18 protein-coding genes, 1 tRNA gene and 1 pseudogene are annotated in these 16,133 nt (G+C 60.6%); 9 read left to right on the forward strand and 11 right to left on the reverse strand.

The features are described from left to right. Nucleotides 1–25 precede the first annotated feature (25 nt). Entirely contained in the window at nt 26–1,459 is a 1,434-nt protein-coding gene (locus HRH33_RS08035; RefSeq protein WP_034137354.1) for a M48 family metalloprotease, read from the reverse strand. A gap of 96 nt (nt 1,460–1,555) precedes the next feature. Between HRH33_RS08035 and HRH33_RS08040 the strand changes: the two genes are divergently transcribed. Next, on the forward strand, nt 1,556–1,795 hold the full coding sequence (locus HRH33_RS08040) for a sulfurtransferase TusA family protein (RefSeq protein ID WP_034137355.1): 240 nt from the start codon (nt 1,556–1,558) through the stop codon (nt 1,793–1,795). A 31-nt stretch (nt 1,796–1,826) separates the two neighbouring features. After that, complete coding sequence (locus HRH33_RS08045; RefSeq protein WP_034137356.1) at nt 1,827–2,897, forward strand: AI-2E family transporter; 1,071 nt, start codon at nt 1,827–1,829, stop codon at nt 2,895–2,897. A 30-nt stretch (nt 2,898–2,927) separates the two neighbouring features. Here HRH33_RS08045 and HRH33_RS08050 read toward each other — a convergent pair whose 3' ends face one another. Both HRH33_RS08050 and HRH33_RS08055 read right to left on the reverse strand, forming a co-directional pair. Further along, entirely contained in the window at nt 2,928–3,401 is a 474-nt protein-coding gene (locus HRH33_RS08050) for a peroxiredoxin (RefSeq protein WP_167416497.1), read from the reverse strand. Nucleotides 3,402–3,411: 10 nt separating this feature from the next. Then, the gene (locus HRH33_RS08055) at nt 3,412–3,972 is read right to left on the reverse strand and encodes a glycine cleavage system transcriptional repressor (RefSeq protein WP_003189463.1); all 561 of its coding nucleotides are present in this window, start codon (nt 3,970–3,972) and stop codon (nt 3,412–3,414) included. A gap of 273 nt (nt 3,973–4,245) precedes the next feature. Between HRH33_RS08055 and dapA the strand changes: the two genes are divergently transcribed. The 7 genes and pseudogenes from dapA to HRH33_RS26670 all read left to right on the forward strand — a co-directional run bounded on the left by dapA (nt 4,246) and on the right by HRH33_RS26670 (nt 9,974). Further along, on the forward strand, nt 4,246–5,124 hold the full coding sequence (gene dapA / locus HRH33_RS08060; RefSeq protein ID WP_034137358.1) for a 4-hydroxy-tetrahydrodipicolinate synthase: 879 nt from the start codon (nt 4,246–4,248) through the stop codon (nt 5,122–5,124). Between the two features lie 17 nt (nt 5,125–5,141). Beyond that, nucleotides 5,142–6,257 carry an outer membrane protein assembly factor BamC gene (gene bamC / locus HRH33_RS08065; RefSeq protein WP_034137359.1) on the forward strand — a complete coding sequence of 372 codons (1,116 nt, stop codon included), beginning with the start codon at nt 5,142–5,144 and terminating at the stop codon, nt 6,255–6,257. Nucleotides 6,258–6,261: 4 nt separating this feature from the next. Next, nucleotides 6,262–7,020: an MBL fold metallo-hydrolase gene (locus HRH33_RS08070; protein ID WP_167416498.1), complete on the forward strand. Its 759-nt coding sequence runs from the start codon at nt 6,262–6,264 to the stop codon at nt 7,018–7,020. 27 nt (nt 7,021–7,047) lie between these two features. After that, nucleotides 7,048–7,761 (forward strand): phosphoribosylaminoimidazolesuccinocarboxamide synthase, encoded by a 714-nt coding sequence (gene purC / locus HRH33_RS08075; RefSeq protein ID WP_034096403.1) that lies wholly within the window; start codon nt 7,048–7,050, stop codon nt 7,759–7,761. Between the two features lie 83 nt (nt 7,762–7,844). Continuing rightward, nucleotides 7,845–7,934: transfer RNA gene (locus tag HRH33_RS08080), tRNA-Ser, on the forward strand. A 414-nt stretch (nt 7,935–8,348) separates the two neighbouring features. Beyond that, nucleotides 8,349–9,116, forward strand: a pseudogene (locus tag HRH33_RS26665) (MCP four helix bundle domain-containing protein); the annotation flags it as partial. A 48-nt stretch (nt 9,117–9,164) separates the two neighbouring features. Further along, nucleotides 9,165–9,974 (forward strand): methyl-accepting chemotaxis protein, encoded by an 810-nt coding sequence (locus tag HRH33_RS26670; protein ID WP_425326821.1) that lies wholly within the window; start codon nt 9,165–9,167, stop codon nt 9,972–9,974. Nucleotides 9,975–10,018: 44 nt separating this feature from the next. Here HRH33_RS26670 and HRH33_RS08090 read toward each other — a convergent pair whose 3' ends face one another. From HRH33_RS08090 to HRH33_RS08125, 8 genes are all read right to left on the reverse strand, one after another. Continuing rightward, a complete protein-coding gene (locus tag HRH33_RS08090) occupies nt 10,019–10,219 on the reverse strand; it encodes a cold-shock protein (protein WP_167416500.1) in 201 nt (66 codons plus the stop codon). A gap of 59 nt (nt 10,220–10,278) precedes the next feature. Beyond that, nucleotides 10,279–10,491: a cold-shock protein gene (locus HRH33_RS08095; protein ID WP_034137363.1), complete on the reverse strand. Its 213-nt coding sequence runs from the start codon at nt 10,489–10,491 to the stop codon at nt 10,279–10,281. A 180-nt stretch (nt 10,492–10,671) separates the two neighbouring features. Beyond that, nucleotides 10,672–12,612, reverse strand: a complete 1,941-nt coding sequence (locus HRH33_RS08100) for a response regulator (RefSeq protein WP_167416501.1) — start codon at nt 12,610–12,612, stop codon at nt 10,672–10,674. Further along, nucleotides 12,602–13,465 carry a sensor histidine kinase gene (locus tag HRH33_RS08105; protein WP_167416502.1) on the reverse strand — a complete coding sequence of 288 codons (864 nt, stop codon included), beginning with the start codon at nt 13,463–13,465 and terminating at the stop codon, nt 12,602–12,604. The genes HRH33_RS08100 and HRH33_RS08105 overlap by 11 nt, the downstream gene beginning before the upstream one ends. Beyond that, complete coding sequence (locus tag HRH33_RS08110; RefSeq protein WP_173603381.1) at nt 13,458–14,465, reverse strand: ATP-binding protein; 1,008 nt, start codon at nt 14,463–14,465, stop codon at nt 13,458–13,460. The genes HRH33_RS08105 and HRH33_RS08110 overlap by 8 nt, the downstream gene beginning before the upstream one ends. Further along, complete coding sequence (locus HRH33_RS08115) at nt 14,456–14,860, reverse strand: anti-sigma regulatory factor (protein ID WP_034137365.1); 405 nt, start codon at nt 14,858–14,860, stop codon at nt 14,456–14,458. The genes HRH33_RS08110 and HRH33_RS08115 overlap by 10 nt, the downstream gene beginning before the upstream one ends. Beyond that, on the reverse strand, nt 14,857–15,219 hold the full coding sequence (locus tag HRH33_RS08120; RefSeq protein ID WP_034096416.1) for an STAS domain-containing protein: 363 nt from the start codon (nt 15,217–15,219) through the stop codon (nt 14,857–14,859). Before HRH33_RS08120 ends, HRH33_RS08115 begins: the two co-directional genes overlap by 4 nt. 2 nt (nt 15,220–15,221) lie before the next feature. Continuing rightward, entirely contained in the window at nt 15,222–16,073 is an 852-nt protein-coding gene (locus HRH33_RS08125; RefSeq protein WP_034137366.1) for an STAS domain-containing protein, read from the reverse strand. Nucleotides 16,074–16,133: the final 60 nt, after the last annotated feature.

Below are 16,133 nucleotides of genomic sequence, written 5' to 3' on the forward strand. Positions count from 1 at the left end.
CGGGGCTTTTTTGTGGGTGATGGGTTTAGCTCATCATGCCTTTGACCAGTCTTTCCTGCTCGATCAACTCACGCTGGCGTGCGTCGATACGTGACGACAGTGGGAAGTTGTTGCCGGCGCGACGCTTGGCAAAGTCCAGTTGCTGAATGGCCTGCTGGAAATCGCCGACTAGTGCGAAGTATTCGGCACGAGCCTGGTGCAGGCCGATGATGTTGCCGGACAACCCGCGGGTCTCCGCGACCTGATACCACACATCCGGGTCATCCGGGCGCGATTTGAGCAGCCCATCCAGCGCCTTTTCCGCATCGGCGGTGCGATTCTGCTTGAGCAGCAGGTCGACCCGAACTTGATTCAGCGGGTAATTGCTGGGGTATTGGGTCAACATCCTATCCGTGCGTTGCTGGGCGTCGGGCAGGCGGTTGTTGATGATGTCCAGCTCGATCTGCGCCAGGTTGTAGGTGATGTCGTTAGGTGCCTTGGCCAGCAGCGGTGCCAGGTTTTCACGTGCTTCCTTGAGTTTGGTGCCCTTGATCTGCGCGATGGCCAGGCCGTAGCGCGCTACATCGTTCTTTGGGTTCTCGTCGAGTTGCGCCTGGAAGCGTTTGGCGGCGAGGCCAGGGGTGTCTTCGTATTTCAATTGCACCCGTGCACGTATCAATTGGTAGCGCAGGCTGTCTTCCTTGCCGCCTGGTTTGGCCTGTTCGGCACGGTTACGGGTGTCGGCGATCCGTGACTCAGTTACCGGGTGGGTCAGCAGGAATTCCGGCGGTTTGGCATCGAAGCGGTATTGGCGCATCAAGCGCTCGAACATGGTCGGCATGGAGCGTGGGTCATAACCGGCTTTTTCGAGATTGACGATACCGATGCGGTCCGCCTCTTGTTCGTTCTGCCGGGAGAAACGACGCTGCTCTTGGATCGCGGCGGCCTGGGTGCCAGCGATCGCTGCGATGCCAGCATCGCCTGCGCCCGCTGCGGCAGCAATAATGCCGCCCAATAGCGCAGCCATCATCGGCACCTGCATGCGCTGTTGCGCTTCAACGCCTCGTGCGAAGTGGCGTTGGGACAAGTGCGCCAATTCGTGGGCCAGCACCGAGGCGTATTCTCCTTCGGTCTGGGCGTTGAGAAACAGCCCGCCGTTGACCCCAATGATCCCACCCGGTGCGGCAAAGGCGTTCAGTTGCGGGCTGTTGATCAGGATGAACTCCAGGCGCCGGTCGTTGACCTGGCTGGTCTCCACCAGTTTGTAGACACTGGTCTCGACATAATCCTTGAGTTGCGGGTCGTTGAGTTGCGACACCTGGCCCCGCAAGTACGCCAGCCAGGCGCGGCCCAGTTGGTACTCCTGCTGCGGCGAGACAATGGCAGAACTGGCGTCGCCCAGCGACGGCAGGTCATCGGCGAAGCCTGGGGAGGCCAGCAGGCAAGCCAGCGTCAGCAGGGTAGGGCGCAAAAAATTCATGCACAGGGCCTTTCGACAAAGAGCTTACTGTAGCCGGACACTGAGCTTCGGACCAGATATTCTAAGCACCCCGAACGCTTGACCCGGAGTAAACCCATGACCGACACCGTCGCCTTTGATGCTGAACTCGATGCGAGCGGGCTCAATTGCCCGTTGCCCTTGCTCAAGGCTAAGTTGGAGCTCAACCGAATGGCCAGCGGTGCGGTGCTCAAAGTGATTGCCACCGACGCGGGCTCTCAGCGTGATTTCCGCACATTTGCCAAACTGGCTGGGCACACCCTGTTGCACGAAGAAGACGCCGCCGGTGTGTACCGTTACTGGTTGCGCAAGGCCTGAACCGTTTGTTCCCACAGCCCGAGGTTGATTGATGTTCAAAGTGTTACGTGACTGGATTCAGCGCTACTTCTCCGATGAAGAAGCGGTGGTGCTGGCGGTCTTGTTATTCCTGGCCTTTACGGCGGTGTTGACCTTGGGTGGCATGCTGGCCCCGGTGCTAGCGGGCATGGTGTTGGCGTATCTGATGCAGGGATTGGTGACGACGTTGGAGCGCCTGCGCGTACCCGGCGGGGTAGCGGTTGGGTTGGTGTTCGCGTTGTTCATGGGCCTGCTGGTGGTGTTTATCGTGGTGGTGTTGCCATTGCTCTGGCATCAGCTGATCACGCTGTTCAACGAATTACCGGGGATGCTCGCCAAGTGGCAATCGCTGTTGCTCCTGTTGCCGGAGCGTTATCCCCATCTGGTATCGGATGAGCAAGTGCTGCAGGCCATCGAAGTGGCGCGCGGTGAAATCGGGAAATTCGGGCAATGGGCGCTGACGTTCTCCCTATCCAGCCTGCCGTTGCTGGTCAACATCATGATCTATTTGGTACTGGTGCCGATCCTGGTGTTTTTCTTTCTCAAGGATCGCGTAATGATCAGTCGCTGGGTACGCAGCTATCTGCCGCGGGAGCGGGCGTTGATTACCCGTGTGGCGCAGGAAATGAACCGGCAGATCGCCAACTACATCCGTGGCAAGGTGATCGAGATCTTTATTTGTGGCGGTGTGACCTACATCGCCTTCATCGCCCTGGATCTCAACTATGCCGCGTTGCTGGCATTGCTGGTCGGCGTGTCAGTGGTGGTGCCGTATGTGGGCGCGGTGGTGGTGACGGTGCCGGTGACGTTGATCGCACTGTTCCAGTGGGGCTGGAGTGATCAATTCATCTACCTGATGGCGGTGTACGGGATCATCCAGACCCTGGACGGCAACGTACTGGTGCCGCTGCTGTTTTCCGAAGCGGTCAACCTTCATCCGGTGGCGATTATCTGCGCGGTGCTGCTATTTGGTGGGCTGTGGGGGTTCTGGGGGGTGTTCTTTGCAATACCCCTGGCCACGCTGTTCAAGGCCGTGCTGGATGCCTGGCCGCGACAGGAACCGGTGGTGGCGCCGCTTTTGTAGGGGCGAGCAAGCCCGCCCCGCAGCGTTTGCTCAGGCTTTGTTCAAGGCTTGGGCGGCGGCCAAGACGGCATCTACATGTCCGGGCACTTTGACGCCCCGCCATTCCTGGCGTAGCACGCCATCCTTGTCGATCAGGAAGGTGCTGCGATCTACACCTAGGTATTCCTTGCCGTACAGCTTTTTCAGCTTGATCACATCAAACAGCTGGCAGACTGCCTCATCTTTGTCGCTGATCAGATCAAAGGGGAACTGCTGCTTGGCCTTGAAGTTCTCGTGGGACTTCACGCTGTCGCGCGACACGCCGAAGACTTCCGTATTGGCTGTCTGAAACGCCGCGTGCTGGTCACGAAAACCCTGGCCCTCGGTGGTGCAGCCTGGTGTGCTGTCCTTCGGATAGAAGTAGATCACCACTTGCTTGCCCTTGAGGGCGGCCAAGCTGAAGGTCTGGCCACTGGTGGCCTGGGCTTCGAAGTCGGCTACGGGTTGGTCGATGACTACCGCCATGGGTACTTCCTTACATTGGGTTCTGTGGGCGCCACGGTTCGATCAGGGCGTCGAGGTTCAACGCATCGGCGAAATCCAGGAACTGATCGCGCAGCCAGCTGATCTGCACTCCAGCCGGCAAAGTGACGGTAAAGGTGGCGTTGAGCATGGTGCCGCCGGTCTGGGGCGCCTGGTAGGTGTCACAGGTCAGGTTCTCCAACTCGACGTTATGGTCGATGAAGAACTGGCACAGTTCATTGACGATGTCCGAGCGGTAGGCCGAACTGACGTAGGCAACGTATGGCAGGGCCTGTGGGCGATTCTCCAGAGCGGCGCTGCGTACCACATTAACGGTGAAATCATGCTTCTTGGCCAGGCCCGGCAGGCCAGTCTCCAGGCGCGCCAGAGCGTCCCAGCTCCCGGAGATCTGCAGCACCAGGGCGCTGCACTCGCCGTGGCGGGTCAGGCGAGAGGTCACTACGGCGCAGCGGTTCTCATGGCTGGCGCGGCACAGGACGTTGGTCAGCTCCATGGGGTTGGCGCCGAGGGCACTGATAACAAGGAATTGTTCGCGAACTGTGGGGGTGGACATGCAGCCTTCCTAAAGCGATGAGCGGTCGATACCGAGAGGGCCGTATCGATCAAAGGATCAAGGGTAGCGAAAAGCGTCGCCAAGGGCTAGGAGGTGGCGTTTTCATTGCGTCGTTCAGCGGTTTTCAGTGCTCGTCAAACCGTGCTCAGGCCCAATGATGGCGTTGATCGATGTTTAGTTGCGTCAGAACGCATCCTCACGCGGTACTTCGCTTGTGCAAGCATCTTAGCGCCAGTACCATTACGGCTCTCTTTTTCCGGCAGGAGCGGTTGCATGATTGCGGGCAGTATGGTGGCACTGGTCACACCCATGGATGCACAAGGTCATCTCGACTGGGACAGCCTGGGCAAACTGGTGGACTTCCACCTGCAAGAAGGCACCAACGCGATCGTTGCGGTCGGCACCACGGGTGAATCGGCCACGCTCGATGTGGAAGAGCACATCCAGGTCATCGAGTTCGTGGTCAAGCGCGTTGCCGGTCGTATCGCGGTCATCGCCGGTACGGGCGCCAATTCGACGCGTGAGGCGATCGAACTGACTAAAAACGCCAAGAAAGCCGGTGCCGATGCCTGCTTGCTGGTGACCCCGTACTACAACAAGCCGACCCAGGAAGGCCTTTACCAGCACTTCCGCACCATTGCCGAAGCCGTCGACATTCCGCAGATCCTCTATAACGTGCCGGGCCGTACCGCCTGCGACATGAAGGCCGAGACTGTGATCCGCCTGTCCACCGTGCCGAACATCGTCGGCATCAAGGAAGCCACTGGTGACCTGCAGCGCGCCAAGGACATCCTGGCCGGCGTGAGCAGTGACTTCCTGCTGTATTCCGGTGACGACGCCACCGCGGTCGAGCTGATTCTACTGGGCGGCAAAGGCAATATCTCGGTGACCGCCAACGTGGCCCCCCGCGCCATGAGCGACATGTGCGCCGCCGCACTCGCCGGCGATGCCGACAAAGCCCGCGCGATCCACGAGAAGCTGATGCCGCTCAACAAAGAACTGTTTATCGAATCCAACCCTATTCCCGTGAAATGGGCTCTGTACGAGATGGGCATGATGCCGGACGGTATCCGTCTGCCGCTCACCCGCCTCAGCGAAGCCTGTCACGAACCGCTGCGACAGGCCCTGCGCCAGTCCGGCGTCCTGGTTTAATTGAGGAAGCATTACGCATGAAGCGATTGGCCGGACTTTCCGCACTTGCCTTGATTATCTCCAGCACCAGTGGCTGCGGTTGGATCTGGGGCCCGGAAGGCTACTTCCGTGACCGCGGCAGCGATTATCTGGAAGCACAAGCAACCAAACCGATGCAATTGCCGCCGGACGTCAATGTCGCCAAGCGCCTTGACCCGTTGCTGCCGATTCCACGCAACGTTGCCGATGACACCGCCAAAGGTGAGTTCGTGGTGCCACGTCCACAGCCGATCACGGCCGTGGCCGATGCCAGCGACTACAGCCTGCAAAAAAGCGGCGACTCGCGCTGGATCGTGGCGCAGCGCCCACCTGCCGAAGTCTGGCCGGTGGCGGTGCAGTTCTTCCAGGACAACGGTTTCCGCATTGACGAACAGCGCCCGCAGACCGGTGAATTCACCACTGCCTGGCAGCAGGGCAATGAGTTGTCCGCCAGTATGGCTAAGCGCCTGCAGGCCGGCGGTGTCGCCTCCGACAGCGAAACGCGCGTCCGTGTGCGCATTGAGCCAGGCGTGCAGCGCAATACCAGTGAAGTCTATGTGGTGAGCGCCGAGCGTCCTGCCGGCAGCACAGCCAACGTCGATTTCACCAACCGCTCGGTCAACACCGGTGTCGACTCGGCATTGGTCGATGAAATGCTGGCCAGCATGAGCCGTATTTCCGAGAAGGGCGGTTCGGTTTCCCTGCTTGCCGCACGAGATTACGACACCCCGAGCCGCGTCAGCCTCACCGAGGACGGCAGCGGTAACGTGGTGCTGAACCTGGGTGAAGACCTGGATCGTGCCTGGGCCAGCGTAGGCCGCGCGTTGGAGCAAGGCCCGTGGCGTGTTGAGGACATCAACCGGAGCCTGGGTCTGTACTACATCAACGTGGCGGAAAAGGCCGAACGTAAAGACGACGAACCGGGCTTCTTCGGCAAGCTGTTCGGCAGCAAGCCGACCAAGGAAGAAGTCGAGACCCGCGCCGAGCGTTATCAGGTGCGTTTGAGCAAGGTTGGCGACGCGGTGCAAGTCACGGTCGAGAAGAACATCAATACCGTAGCGCCAGCTGAAACAGCGCGCAAAGTGTTGGGCGTGATTCAGGACAACCTGGGCTGATCCGATGCGTTTTGCCGTTCTCGGCAGCGGAAGCCAAGGGAACGGCACGCTCGTCGCCCATGACGACACCTATGTGCTGGTCGATTGTGGTTTCTCGTTAAGAGAAACCGAGCGGCGCTTGCTGCGCCTGGGGGTTCACCCTACGCAGCTGAGCGCGGTTCTGGTGACCCACGAACATGCCGACCATGTGCATGGCGTGGGTTTGCTGTCTCGGCGCTACAATCTTCCGGTGTATCTGAGTCGCGGTACCTTGCGCGGGATGCGCAAACCCATTGAGCCTGCGGGTTTCCTGGCCGGCGGCGAGACCTTTCGGATCGGTGCCTTGAGCATTGATGTGGTCGCCGTAGCGCATGACGCCCAGGAACCCACGCAGTATGTGTTCAGTGATGGCGAGCGACGTTTTGGCGTGCTCACTGACCTGGGTTCGTATTGCGCCAGGGTGCTGGACGGCTACCGGAATCTCGATGCCTTGATGATCGAGTCCAACCACTGTCGTGACCTGCTGGCTCGTGGTCACTACCCGTACTTTCTCAAGCAGCGGGTGGGCGGCGAACTGGGGCATTTGAACAATCACCAGGCGGCGTACCTGGTGTATGAGTTGGGCTGGCAAGACCTGCAACACCTGGTCCTGGCCCACTTGAGCAGCAAGAACAACCTGCCGACGCTTGCCCGGCAATGTTTTGTCGACACCCTTGGGTGCGACCCGGACTGGCTGCAACTGGCCGATCAAGATTCAGGGCTCGACTGGCGACATATCGCCTAGCCCACCTCACTCAAAGCGGAGCCCATCATGGAAAAACGTGAAGAACTCTACCGCGGCAAAGCCAAGTCGGTGTACAAGACCGACGACGCCAACCGCCTGATCCTGCTGTTTCGCAACGACACCTCGGCGTTCGACGGCAAGCGCATCGAACAGCTCGATCGCAAGGGCATGGTGAACAATAAGTTCAACGCCTTCATCATGCAGAAGCTCGAAGCGGCCGGTATTCCGACCCAGTTCGACAAGCTGCTGAGCGACAACGAGTGCCTGGTCAAGAAACTGGACATGATCCCGGTCGAGTGCGTTGTGCGTAACTACGCCGCCGGCAGCCTGGTCAAGCGCCTGGGTGTGGAAGAGGGCATGAAGCTCAATCCGTACACCTTCGAGCTGTTCCTGAAGGACGATGCCAAAGGCGATCCCTTCATCAACGAATCCCACGTCGTGGCCTTCGGCTGGGGCACCGCTGAGCAACTGGCGCGCATGAAGGAGTTGTCCCTCAAGGTCAACGACGTGCTGAGCAAGCTGTTCGACGACGCTGGCCTGTTGCTTGTGGACTTCAAGCTGGAATTCGGTGTGTTCCACGACGGTTCCATCGTCTTGGGCGACGAATTCAGCCCGGACGGCTGCCGCCTGTGGGACAAGGCCACCAAGAAGAAGATGGACAAAGACCGCTTCCGCCAGGGCCTCGGTGACGTGATCGAAGCCTACGAAGAAGTCGCCAACCGTCTTGGCGTACCGCTGTAATCGACGCAAGCATCTGATAGCACGGAAAAAAATCTCGTAAGAGCTTTGCTTCCATGAAACAGGCTGTTATGATGCGCGCCGTTGGAGAGATGCCAGAGTGGCCGAATGGGACGGATTCGAAATCCGTTGTACCTTCACCGGTACCTAGGGTTCGAATCCCTATCTCTCCGCCATCATTGAATAACCAAAAGCCCCTGAAAGGTTTAATCCTTTCAGGGGCTTTTGCGTTTCCTAGGGCTTCTTCGTAGAGGTCGGTTGTGCCCAGTGCTGGTAACAGTGCTCTTCACTCAAACACGTGCCCCTGCGTCGAGGTTCCACTGGTCGAAGCCCTAGCGCGCCAGTGCGGTCGACAACGTTTCGAGGGCCAGGTCGGAAACGCGTGGGGGTAGGCAATCGATTTGCTCCAGTGGATTTAAAGCCCGCCGTTATCAAACCTGTCTCTCGCTGGGATTCTGTATTAGCGCATCTTAGAGCAAGCATCACATCCGCCAGGGCTTTTGCGTTTGGCTGTGCTCAAGTCCTTACCGGCGCAGCCGAAACCCTCTCATATGACGTCATACCCCTGCCTAATAAGAGAGCTCCTGCCAATGTCCCTTCGCAGCCTGTCCATTGCCCGCCGTGCGGGTCTGGGTTTTGCCTTGATTGCTTTACTCGTGGCCCTGCTGGGGTTTTTCGCGCTGTCCAATATGGCGAGCATCCGCGCCAGCGCTGTAAAGGTGGAGGCCGGACTGGTGCCCAAGATGCGGCTGGTGGCGGATATCCGTGAAATCATGCTGCGTATTCGTACGATCTCTTTGCGCATGGCTCTGGATCCGAATCCGACGAGTATCCCGCAGTACCGCAGCCAGATGGACACTCGCAGCCAGGACCTGACCAAACGGCTCGCGGAGCTCGACGCGGTCATTGATACGCCTGAGGTGCGTGCGCTTTACGAGCAGTTCCAAAGCTCGCTGCGCCAGTATCAACAGGGCTTGGCCCAATCCTTTGTCCTCGCCGACAAGCAGCAGGGGGCCGAGCTAAACAAGTTGCTGCTGGTGGACATGAAAACCGTGGTCGACGGCTCCGGTGCGCAGCTCAATGCCTTGGCCGATTACTACAACGCCCAGGTCAACCAGCAAGGTCAAGCGGCCGAGGCCCAGTACAGCCGCTCGCGCACCATGGTGTTCGGGTTTGTGCTTCTGGCCGGTTTGAGCACCGTGGCGCTGGCCTGGTTGTTGACGCGCAGTATTGTCGGTCCGCTGGGCCAAGCGATGCGCGCAGCGGAAAACGTTGCCCGGGGCGATCTGACCCAGACTGTGCAGGTCAGCGGCAACGATGAAGTGACCCGCCTGCTCGTGGCGCTGCACGCCATGCAAGGCAACCTGCGCAATACCTTGCAGTTGATCCGCCAGTCGGCCGCGCAAATGGCAGCCTCCGCCACGGATTTGAACGGCATTACCGACCAGAGCAGCCGCAGCCTGCAACAGCAGACGGCGGAAATCGAGCAAGCGGCCACGGCGGTCAACGAGATGACCTCGGCCGCCGAAGACGTGGCGCGCAATGCAGTGTCCACCTCCGAATCCACCCGGCTGTCCAACGAAACCGCGCGCGAAGGCCAGTACCGCGTCGGTGAAACCGTCAGCGCGATCCAGGCCCTGAGCAGCAACATCGGCGAAACTTCGACCTTGGTGCAGAACCTGGCCGAGCAATCGCGGGATATCGGCAAGGTGCTCGATGTGATCCGTTCGATCGCCGAGCAGACCAACCTGCTGGCGCTCAACGCGGCCATCGAGGCTGCCCGCGCGGGCGAGTCAGGGCGTGGCTTTGCCGTGGTGGCCGACGAAGTACGGGCCTTGGCTCATCGCACCCAGCAATCGACCCTGGAGATCGATCAGATGGTCACGGTCATGCGCACCGGTTCCAATGACGCGCTGACGTCGATGCAGTCCAGTACCCAACGCGCCACCGACACCTTGACCCTGGCCGAAGGGGCAGGCGGCGCCCTGAGCCAGATCACCGACTCCATTGACCAGATCCATCAGCGCAACCTGGTTATCGCCAGCGCCGCCGAAGAACAGGCACAAGTGGCTAAGGAAGTGGATCGCAATATCGTCAATATTCGTGATTTGTCGGCACAGTCGTCATCCGGCGCCGGGCAGATCAACGGTGCCAGCCAGGAACTGGCCCGCCTGGCCGTCGCCCTCAATGAGGCGGTGGCGCGTTTCCAGTTGTGATCAAGCGCGCGCCGCGAACAGCCGTTTCATGGCGCGCATCCGTGCTAGTTCACGGCTACGTCCTTCACGATCTCGATATTGATCGCCTGCCACTCACCGCCCGGACCTCTGACCCGTTCGTAAGTCACGATTTGTCCAGGGCGCAACGCCGGCCCACCGTCATAGCTGAAGAAAATCTCTTGCTCACCGTAGGGATTTGTCTCGTTGCTGGTGGGAATTGCAGTCTGTGGAGTTTCAATGGGCATGGCCGTTCTCCTTTTTCAGTGCAATACGTGGCCGGTTGTGGCCGGTAAGCGTGTGGGGGTTATTTTTCGATTTGGACTTTGTCCGCCTGCAGGCCTTTTTGTCCTTGCACGGTCTCGAACGTGACCTTTTGCCCTTCGGTCAGCGTTTTGAAGCCGGTGCCCATAATCGCTCTGAAATGCACGAACAGGTCAGGCCCACTCTCCGGGCTAATAAAGCCGAAGCCCTTGGTTTCGTTGAACCACTTCACAGTGCCGTGTTGTCTGTCGCTCATTGCTCATATCCTCGAAACCCTGGTGTCCACCGTCAGTCGAGTCGACCTGACGACGGTATCCATAATCAAAGTTCCGATGAGGCTGGGCGTCAACGCGCCACAAGACCGGCGGTACTGTCATTCTTGACAGGTTCGCCGCCCTTGGAAATGCGCCAGACTACGCAGTTATGGCCTGGAAAATCAGGTTGAGGACCCAGGTTTGGACGGTTCCAGCCCCTGGCGAATTTTTTCCAGCAATTGATCGATATGAAATGGCTTGGTAATCAGGTCCATGCGTTCGCCGAGAAAATCCTGTCGGTTCGCCGCATTCTCGGCGTAACCGGTCATGAACAGGATTGGTAACTCCTGGCGCAGAGCCCGCGCGTGATCGGCCAGTTCGCGGCCGGTCATGTATGGCAGACCGAAATCGGTGAGCAGCAAGTTAATCGTCGGGTCGGCTCGTAGCATGGCGATGGCTTCGTCGCCGTCCGCCGCCAGGCTGCAACGGTAACCGGCATCCACCAGCACTTCGGCCACGAAACCGCGCACTGACGGCATGTCTTCGACCACCAGGATATGTTCGCCGTGACTCACGCCCGGCATCGCCTCGACCTTGGTGGCCAGGGCTGGGGGGCCGTCGGCAGCGGGCAGCATGATGGTCACTTCGGTGCCCTGGCGGGTCACGCTGCGGATCTGTGCGTCGCCGCCGGACTGGCGCGCGAACCCGTAGATAGTCGACAGGCCCAGGCCGGTGCCTTGGCCCACCGGTTTGGTGGTGAAGAACGGGTCGAACACCTTGTCGATGACGCTGGGTTCGATGCCCACACCGTTGTCGCGTACCGATAGGGCAATGTACGGGCCGTTTTCCAGTTTGGGGTTACCGGTGGAATACGCCGGGTAGGTGGTGACCCAGATGATCCCGCCTTGTGGCAGGGCGTCCCGGGCGTTGATCACCAAGTTAAGCACGGCGCTTTCCAGTTGGATCGGGTCCACCATCGCCACAGCCGGGTTGTTGGTCAGCTCCAGATTCAGCGCGATGTGCTCGCCGATGGTGCGCATCAGCAACTCTTCCAGGGAACGGATATGCGCGTTGATATCGGTAGGACGCGTATCCAGTGGCTGCTGGCGCGCGAATGCGAGCAGGCGGTTGGTCAGCCCGGCCGCGCTCAGGGCGGAGTTCAGCGCGGCGTCGGCGTAGCCCAGCACTTTGTCGGTGCGCTGGCTTTGGATGCGTTTTTTGATCAGTTCCAGGCTGGTGATGATCCCGGTCAGCAGGTTGTTGAAGTCGTGGGCGATACCCCCAGTGAGCTTGCCCAGCGCATCCATCTTCTGCGCCTGCAGCAATTGGGCTTCGGTGCGCGCCAGTTGGCTCGCGGCGTTGGCCAGTTCGGCCTGTTGATGCCGTTCGCGATGGCGATGCTCGGTCACGTCTTCAACAAACACCAGGCTCAGGCCGGCGCGGCGGTAGGGCGAAATCTGCCACTCGGTCTCGCGCAACTGGTCGTCGACCTTCATCAGCAAGGTGCCTTTCCAGCGTTCACCAGCGGCCAGACGCAGGCACAGCTCCTGGATCACGGCCAATTGATCGGCGGCGAAGCATTCCAGCAGAGCGTCCGGGTTGAGGTTGTCGTGAATCAGTTGAGCGAAGGCGTGGTTGCACTCGTGGACTTTGAGCTGCGCGTCCATCACTGCGATAGGCGCACTGATGTTGAAGAAAATCTCACGAAAGCGTGCCTCGCTCTCGCGCAAGGCGTACTCGGTATCGCGGACCCGCAACAAGGTGCGCAGGGTGGCCAGCAGTACTTCAGGGTCCACCGGGTGGATCAGGTACGCGTCGGCGCCGGCGTCCAGGCCGGTGATGATATCGCCGGTCTCGATCGAGGCCGCCGACACATGCACCACCGGCAGCAACGCGGTGGCGGGGTCAGCGCGCAGGCCGCGCACGATATCGAAGCCGCTCATGTCCGGCAGGTTGACGTCCAGGATCAGCGCATCGATGGTACGGCTGGCGATCAGGTCCAGGCCGTCCTGACCGGTGCCCGCTTCCAACACTTGGTAGTGATGGTTCTCCAGGCGCCGGCGCAGGGCGTAACGCGTGGCGGCGTTGTCGTCGACGATCAGCAGTTGGATGTCACGTTTCATCGACGGTCTCGTTGGCGATGGAAAGGGGAATGACCACAAAGAACAACGAACCCACGCCGGGCGTGCTTTCTACCCCAACCCGGCCGCCCAGCAGCTCGGCGAAGCGCTTGCACAGCGACAGCCCCAGCCCGGTGCCGCGCAGGCGCTTTTGCAGCGGCGAGTCGATCTGCGAGAAATCCTCGAACAGGTTGCTATGCAGTTCCATGGGGATGCCAAGGCCAGTGTCCTGCACCGCGAAGCGGATCTCCCGCTCGTTCTCCATGCGCGCCGACACCCGCACCTCGCCCTGCAGCGTGAACTTCAGCGCGTTGGAGATAAAGTTGCGCAGGATCTGCGCGAGCTTTTTGTCATCGGTATAAAGCTTGGGCAGGCCGGCGGGCTCTTCGAAGATCAGGTCCACCGACGACGCATCCACAATCGGCCGGAACATGCCACGCAGGGCCGAGAATAGGTCGAACATATCGAACCAGGCCGGGGAGATGCTGATGCGCCCGGCCTCGATCTTGGCCAGGTCCAGTAGATCGTCGACCATCTCGCGCAGTTCTCGCGCCGAGCTGCGGATAAAGCCCACCTGGGTGTGTTGCTCGGGGCTGAGTGGGCCGTCGAGTTCATCGTCCAGCAGGCTGGTGATACTCAGGATCGAGCCCAATGGCGTGCGGAACTCGTGGCTCATATATGACAGGAAGCGGCTCTTGAGGTCCGAGGCCTGGCGCAGTTGATCGGCTTGGGTATCCAGCTCGGCATACAGCGCCAGCACGCCTTGGTTGGTCTCGTCCAATTCGGCGCGCAGCGCATCGGCCTCTTGACGCAAGCGCTGGACTTCTGCGGCGAGCGAGGCAGTGGTATCAGCCATCGATGGCCTCCAGGGCAATCACGAAAACGGTGACGTCATCCCGGCCGCGACAGAAGTCACGGTGCAGGATGGCGGCGATCAAAGCCGGGTGGCGGTGCGTCAGCCCGGGGTAGTCGGCCAGGTTCCAGCGTGACTGCAGGCCGTCGCTGAACAGGATCAGCAACTGGCCGCTGACCTCAGCGTAGTCGAATGGCTGCGCCTTGCGAAACTGCACGCCGACAATGCCTGGATGAGACGCCAGACCGCGGGACTTGCCAGGGCCGATCAGGCTGGCGCCGATATTGCCCACGCCGGTAAAGCGCAGGCTGCCGGTCGCCGCGTTGTATTGCGCCACGGCCACGGCGCCGCCACGGGTACCGCTCATGCCGGCGTGCATATCTGCCATCAGCAGCGTCGCTTCGTCAAAGGCGCCCCGTGCGAACACCTTCTCACCGTCCCGCGCGGCGCGTTCGGCTTCGCTGCCATGGCCCAGCCCATCGGCCACCATCACACTGAAACGGCCGGGTTCGATTGCCAGGTGCCAGGCATCGCCGCAGGCCGGGTCGTCATGCAGGGAGTGTTGGCTGACCCCGTAGCGTATGTCCTTGGCCGTCGAGGCTCTCGGATACAGGCGCGCGAGCATCGCCGTACCGCGTGGGTCGGCGTACACATCGAACACCTGGGCCACCCGTGAAATGGCGCCCATGCCGATGCCCTGGGTGCCGCCGGTGGAAAACCCGTCCACCAGGCAGCTGTCCAGGTCAAAGCCCTGGCCGCGATCCACGGCGATCATCTCCACACCGCCGTTGCCGGTGGCGCGCAGGTGCAATTGGCCGTGGGCGGCATGCTTGAGGATATTGCTGCTCAGCTCGGTGGCCACCAGGGCCACGCGACCGGCGTCGGTTTCGTCGAAGCCCAAGTGTTCGGCGAGTTTCTGTGCGGTACGTCGGGCGTGACCAATCTGGCTCACATCCTCGATCAACAACACCTGCGTGAGAGCGCTGGGAATATTCAGGACCATCGAGTGATCGTCACGCGGGTGCCCTGGCCGGGTGCGGTGTCCAGTTCGAATTCGTCCACCAGGCGCTTGGCGCCGGTCAGCCCCAGGCCGAGCCCGCCGCCGGAGGTCCAGCCGTCGGTCATCGCCAGTTTGATATCGGGAATGCCCGGGCCTTCGTCGCGAAACGTCAGACGAACGCCGGAGCGCAGGTCTCTCTCGACTATTTCCCAATCCATATACCCGCCGCCGCCGTACACCACCGTGTTACGCGCCAGCTCACTGACGGCCGTGACCAATTTGGTCAGGTCGATCAGGCGCATGCCGCAATCCTGGGCCAGTTTGCGGACCAGTTGTCGAGCCAGCACAACGTCCTGTTCGATCAGCACGGGATGAGTGCCATTGCTGGCCAGGGTCATGAGTTTTCTACCCGCTCGCGCAACAGCTTCATGCCGCGTTCGACATTGAGTGCGGTGGCGACTCCAGGCAAGGTCATGCCCAGTTCCACCAGGGTAATGGCCACTGCCGGCTGCATACCCACCAGCACGGTCTGTGCATCCATGATCCGCGAGAGCCCGGAGATGGTGCCGATCATGCGGCCGATAAAGGAGTCGACCATGTCCAGCGCCGAGATATCGATCAAGACGCCACGCGCCGAGGTGCGGTTGATGCGTTCGGACAGGTCGTCCTGCAGCGTCAACGCGAGCTGGTCGTGCATATCCACCTGAATGGTCACGAGCAGAAACTCGCCCATCTGCAAAATCGGGATGCGTTCCATGGTCAGACGGCCTTGGTCACGGTCACGCCCAGACGCTTGAGGGACAGGGCCAGGGCGTCGGCGAGATTGGCCTTGGTGACGACGCCTTGCAGGTCAAGGCCCAGGTGAACGATGGTCTGGGCGATTTGCGGACGCACACCGCTGATGATGCAATCGGCGCCCATCAGGCGAATGGCGGTCACGGTCTTGAGCAGGTGCTGGGCCACCAGGGTATCGACGGTCGGCACGCCGGTGATGTCGATGATCGCAATTTCCGCGCCGGTGTCGACGATGCGTTGCAGCAGCGATTCCATCACCACCTGGGTGCGCTGGGAATCCAGGGTGCCGATCATCGGCAGGGCCAGCACGCCGTCCCACAACTTGACCACCGGCGTGGACAGTTCCAGCAGTTCTTCCTGCTGGCGTTTGATCACCAGCTCGCGGGACTTCTGGAAGGTACGGATGGTGTGCATGCCCAAGGCATCCAGCAGCTCGGAGATTTCCCATAGCTGTTCGGCCAGTTGCGCCGGCTGCTCGGCATATTCGCGTTGCAGCAGGGCGAAGAGCGGGCCTTTGAGGGCAAAGATGAAACTGGCGGTCTGTTGCGAGTCTTGGCCGACCAGTGCGCGGCTGTGGGACAGCTTTTCCAGGAGTACGCGGGTTTCGGCCCAGTTCTCGTGGTTAACATTCTGCGAACCGCCTTGTTCCAGGGCTGCAATCAGTGTGTTCAGGAAGTCGTTGGCCTGTTGTTTCAGGTCGGCTTCCTTGACGTTGCGGGTGGCACCCGAGGCTTCGAGGCTTTCGATCCATGTGGTCAACAAGCTGAGTTTGTTGCTTTGCAGCGCCTGAACGGTAGTCGCGTGAAGTGTCGCCATGGGAAAGCTCCTGGATGCCTGTTATATGCTGCGCGCAATCTATACCAAAATGTGTGGTTT

This window comes from Pseudomonas rhodesiae (assembly GCF_013285305.1).
GTDB lineage: Bacteria > Pseudomonadota > Gammaproteobacteria > Pseudomonadales > Pseudomonadaceae > Aquipseudomonas > Aquipseudomonas rhodesiae.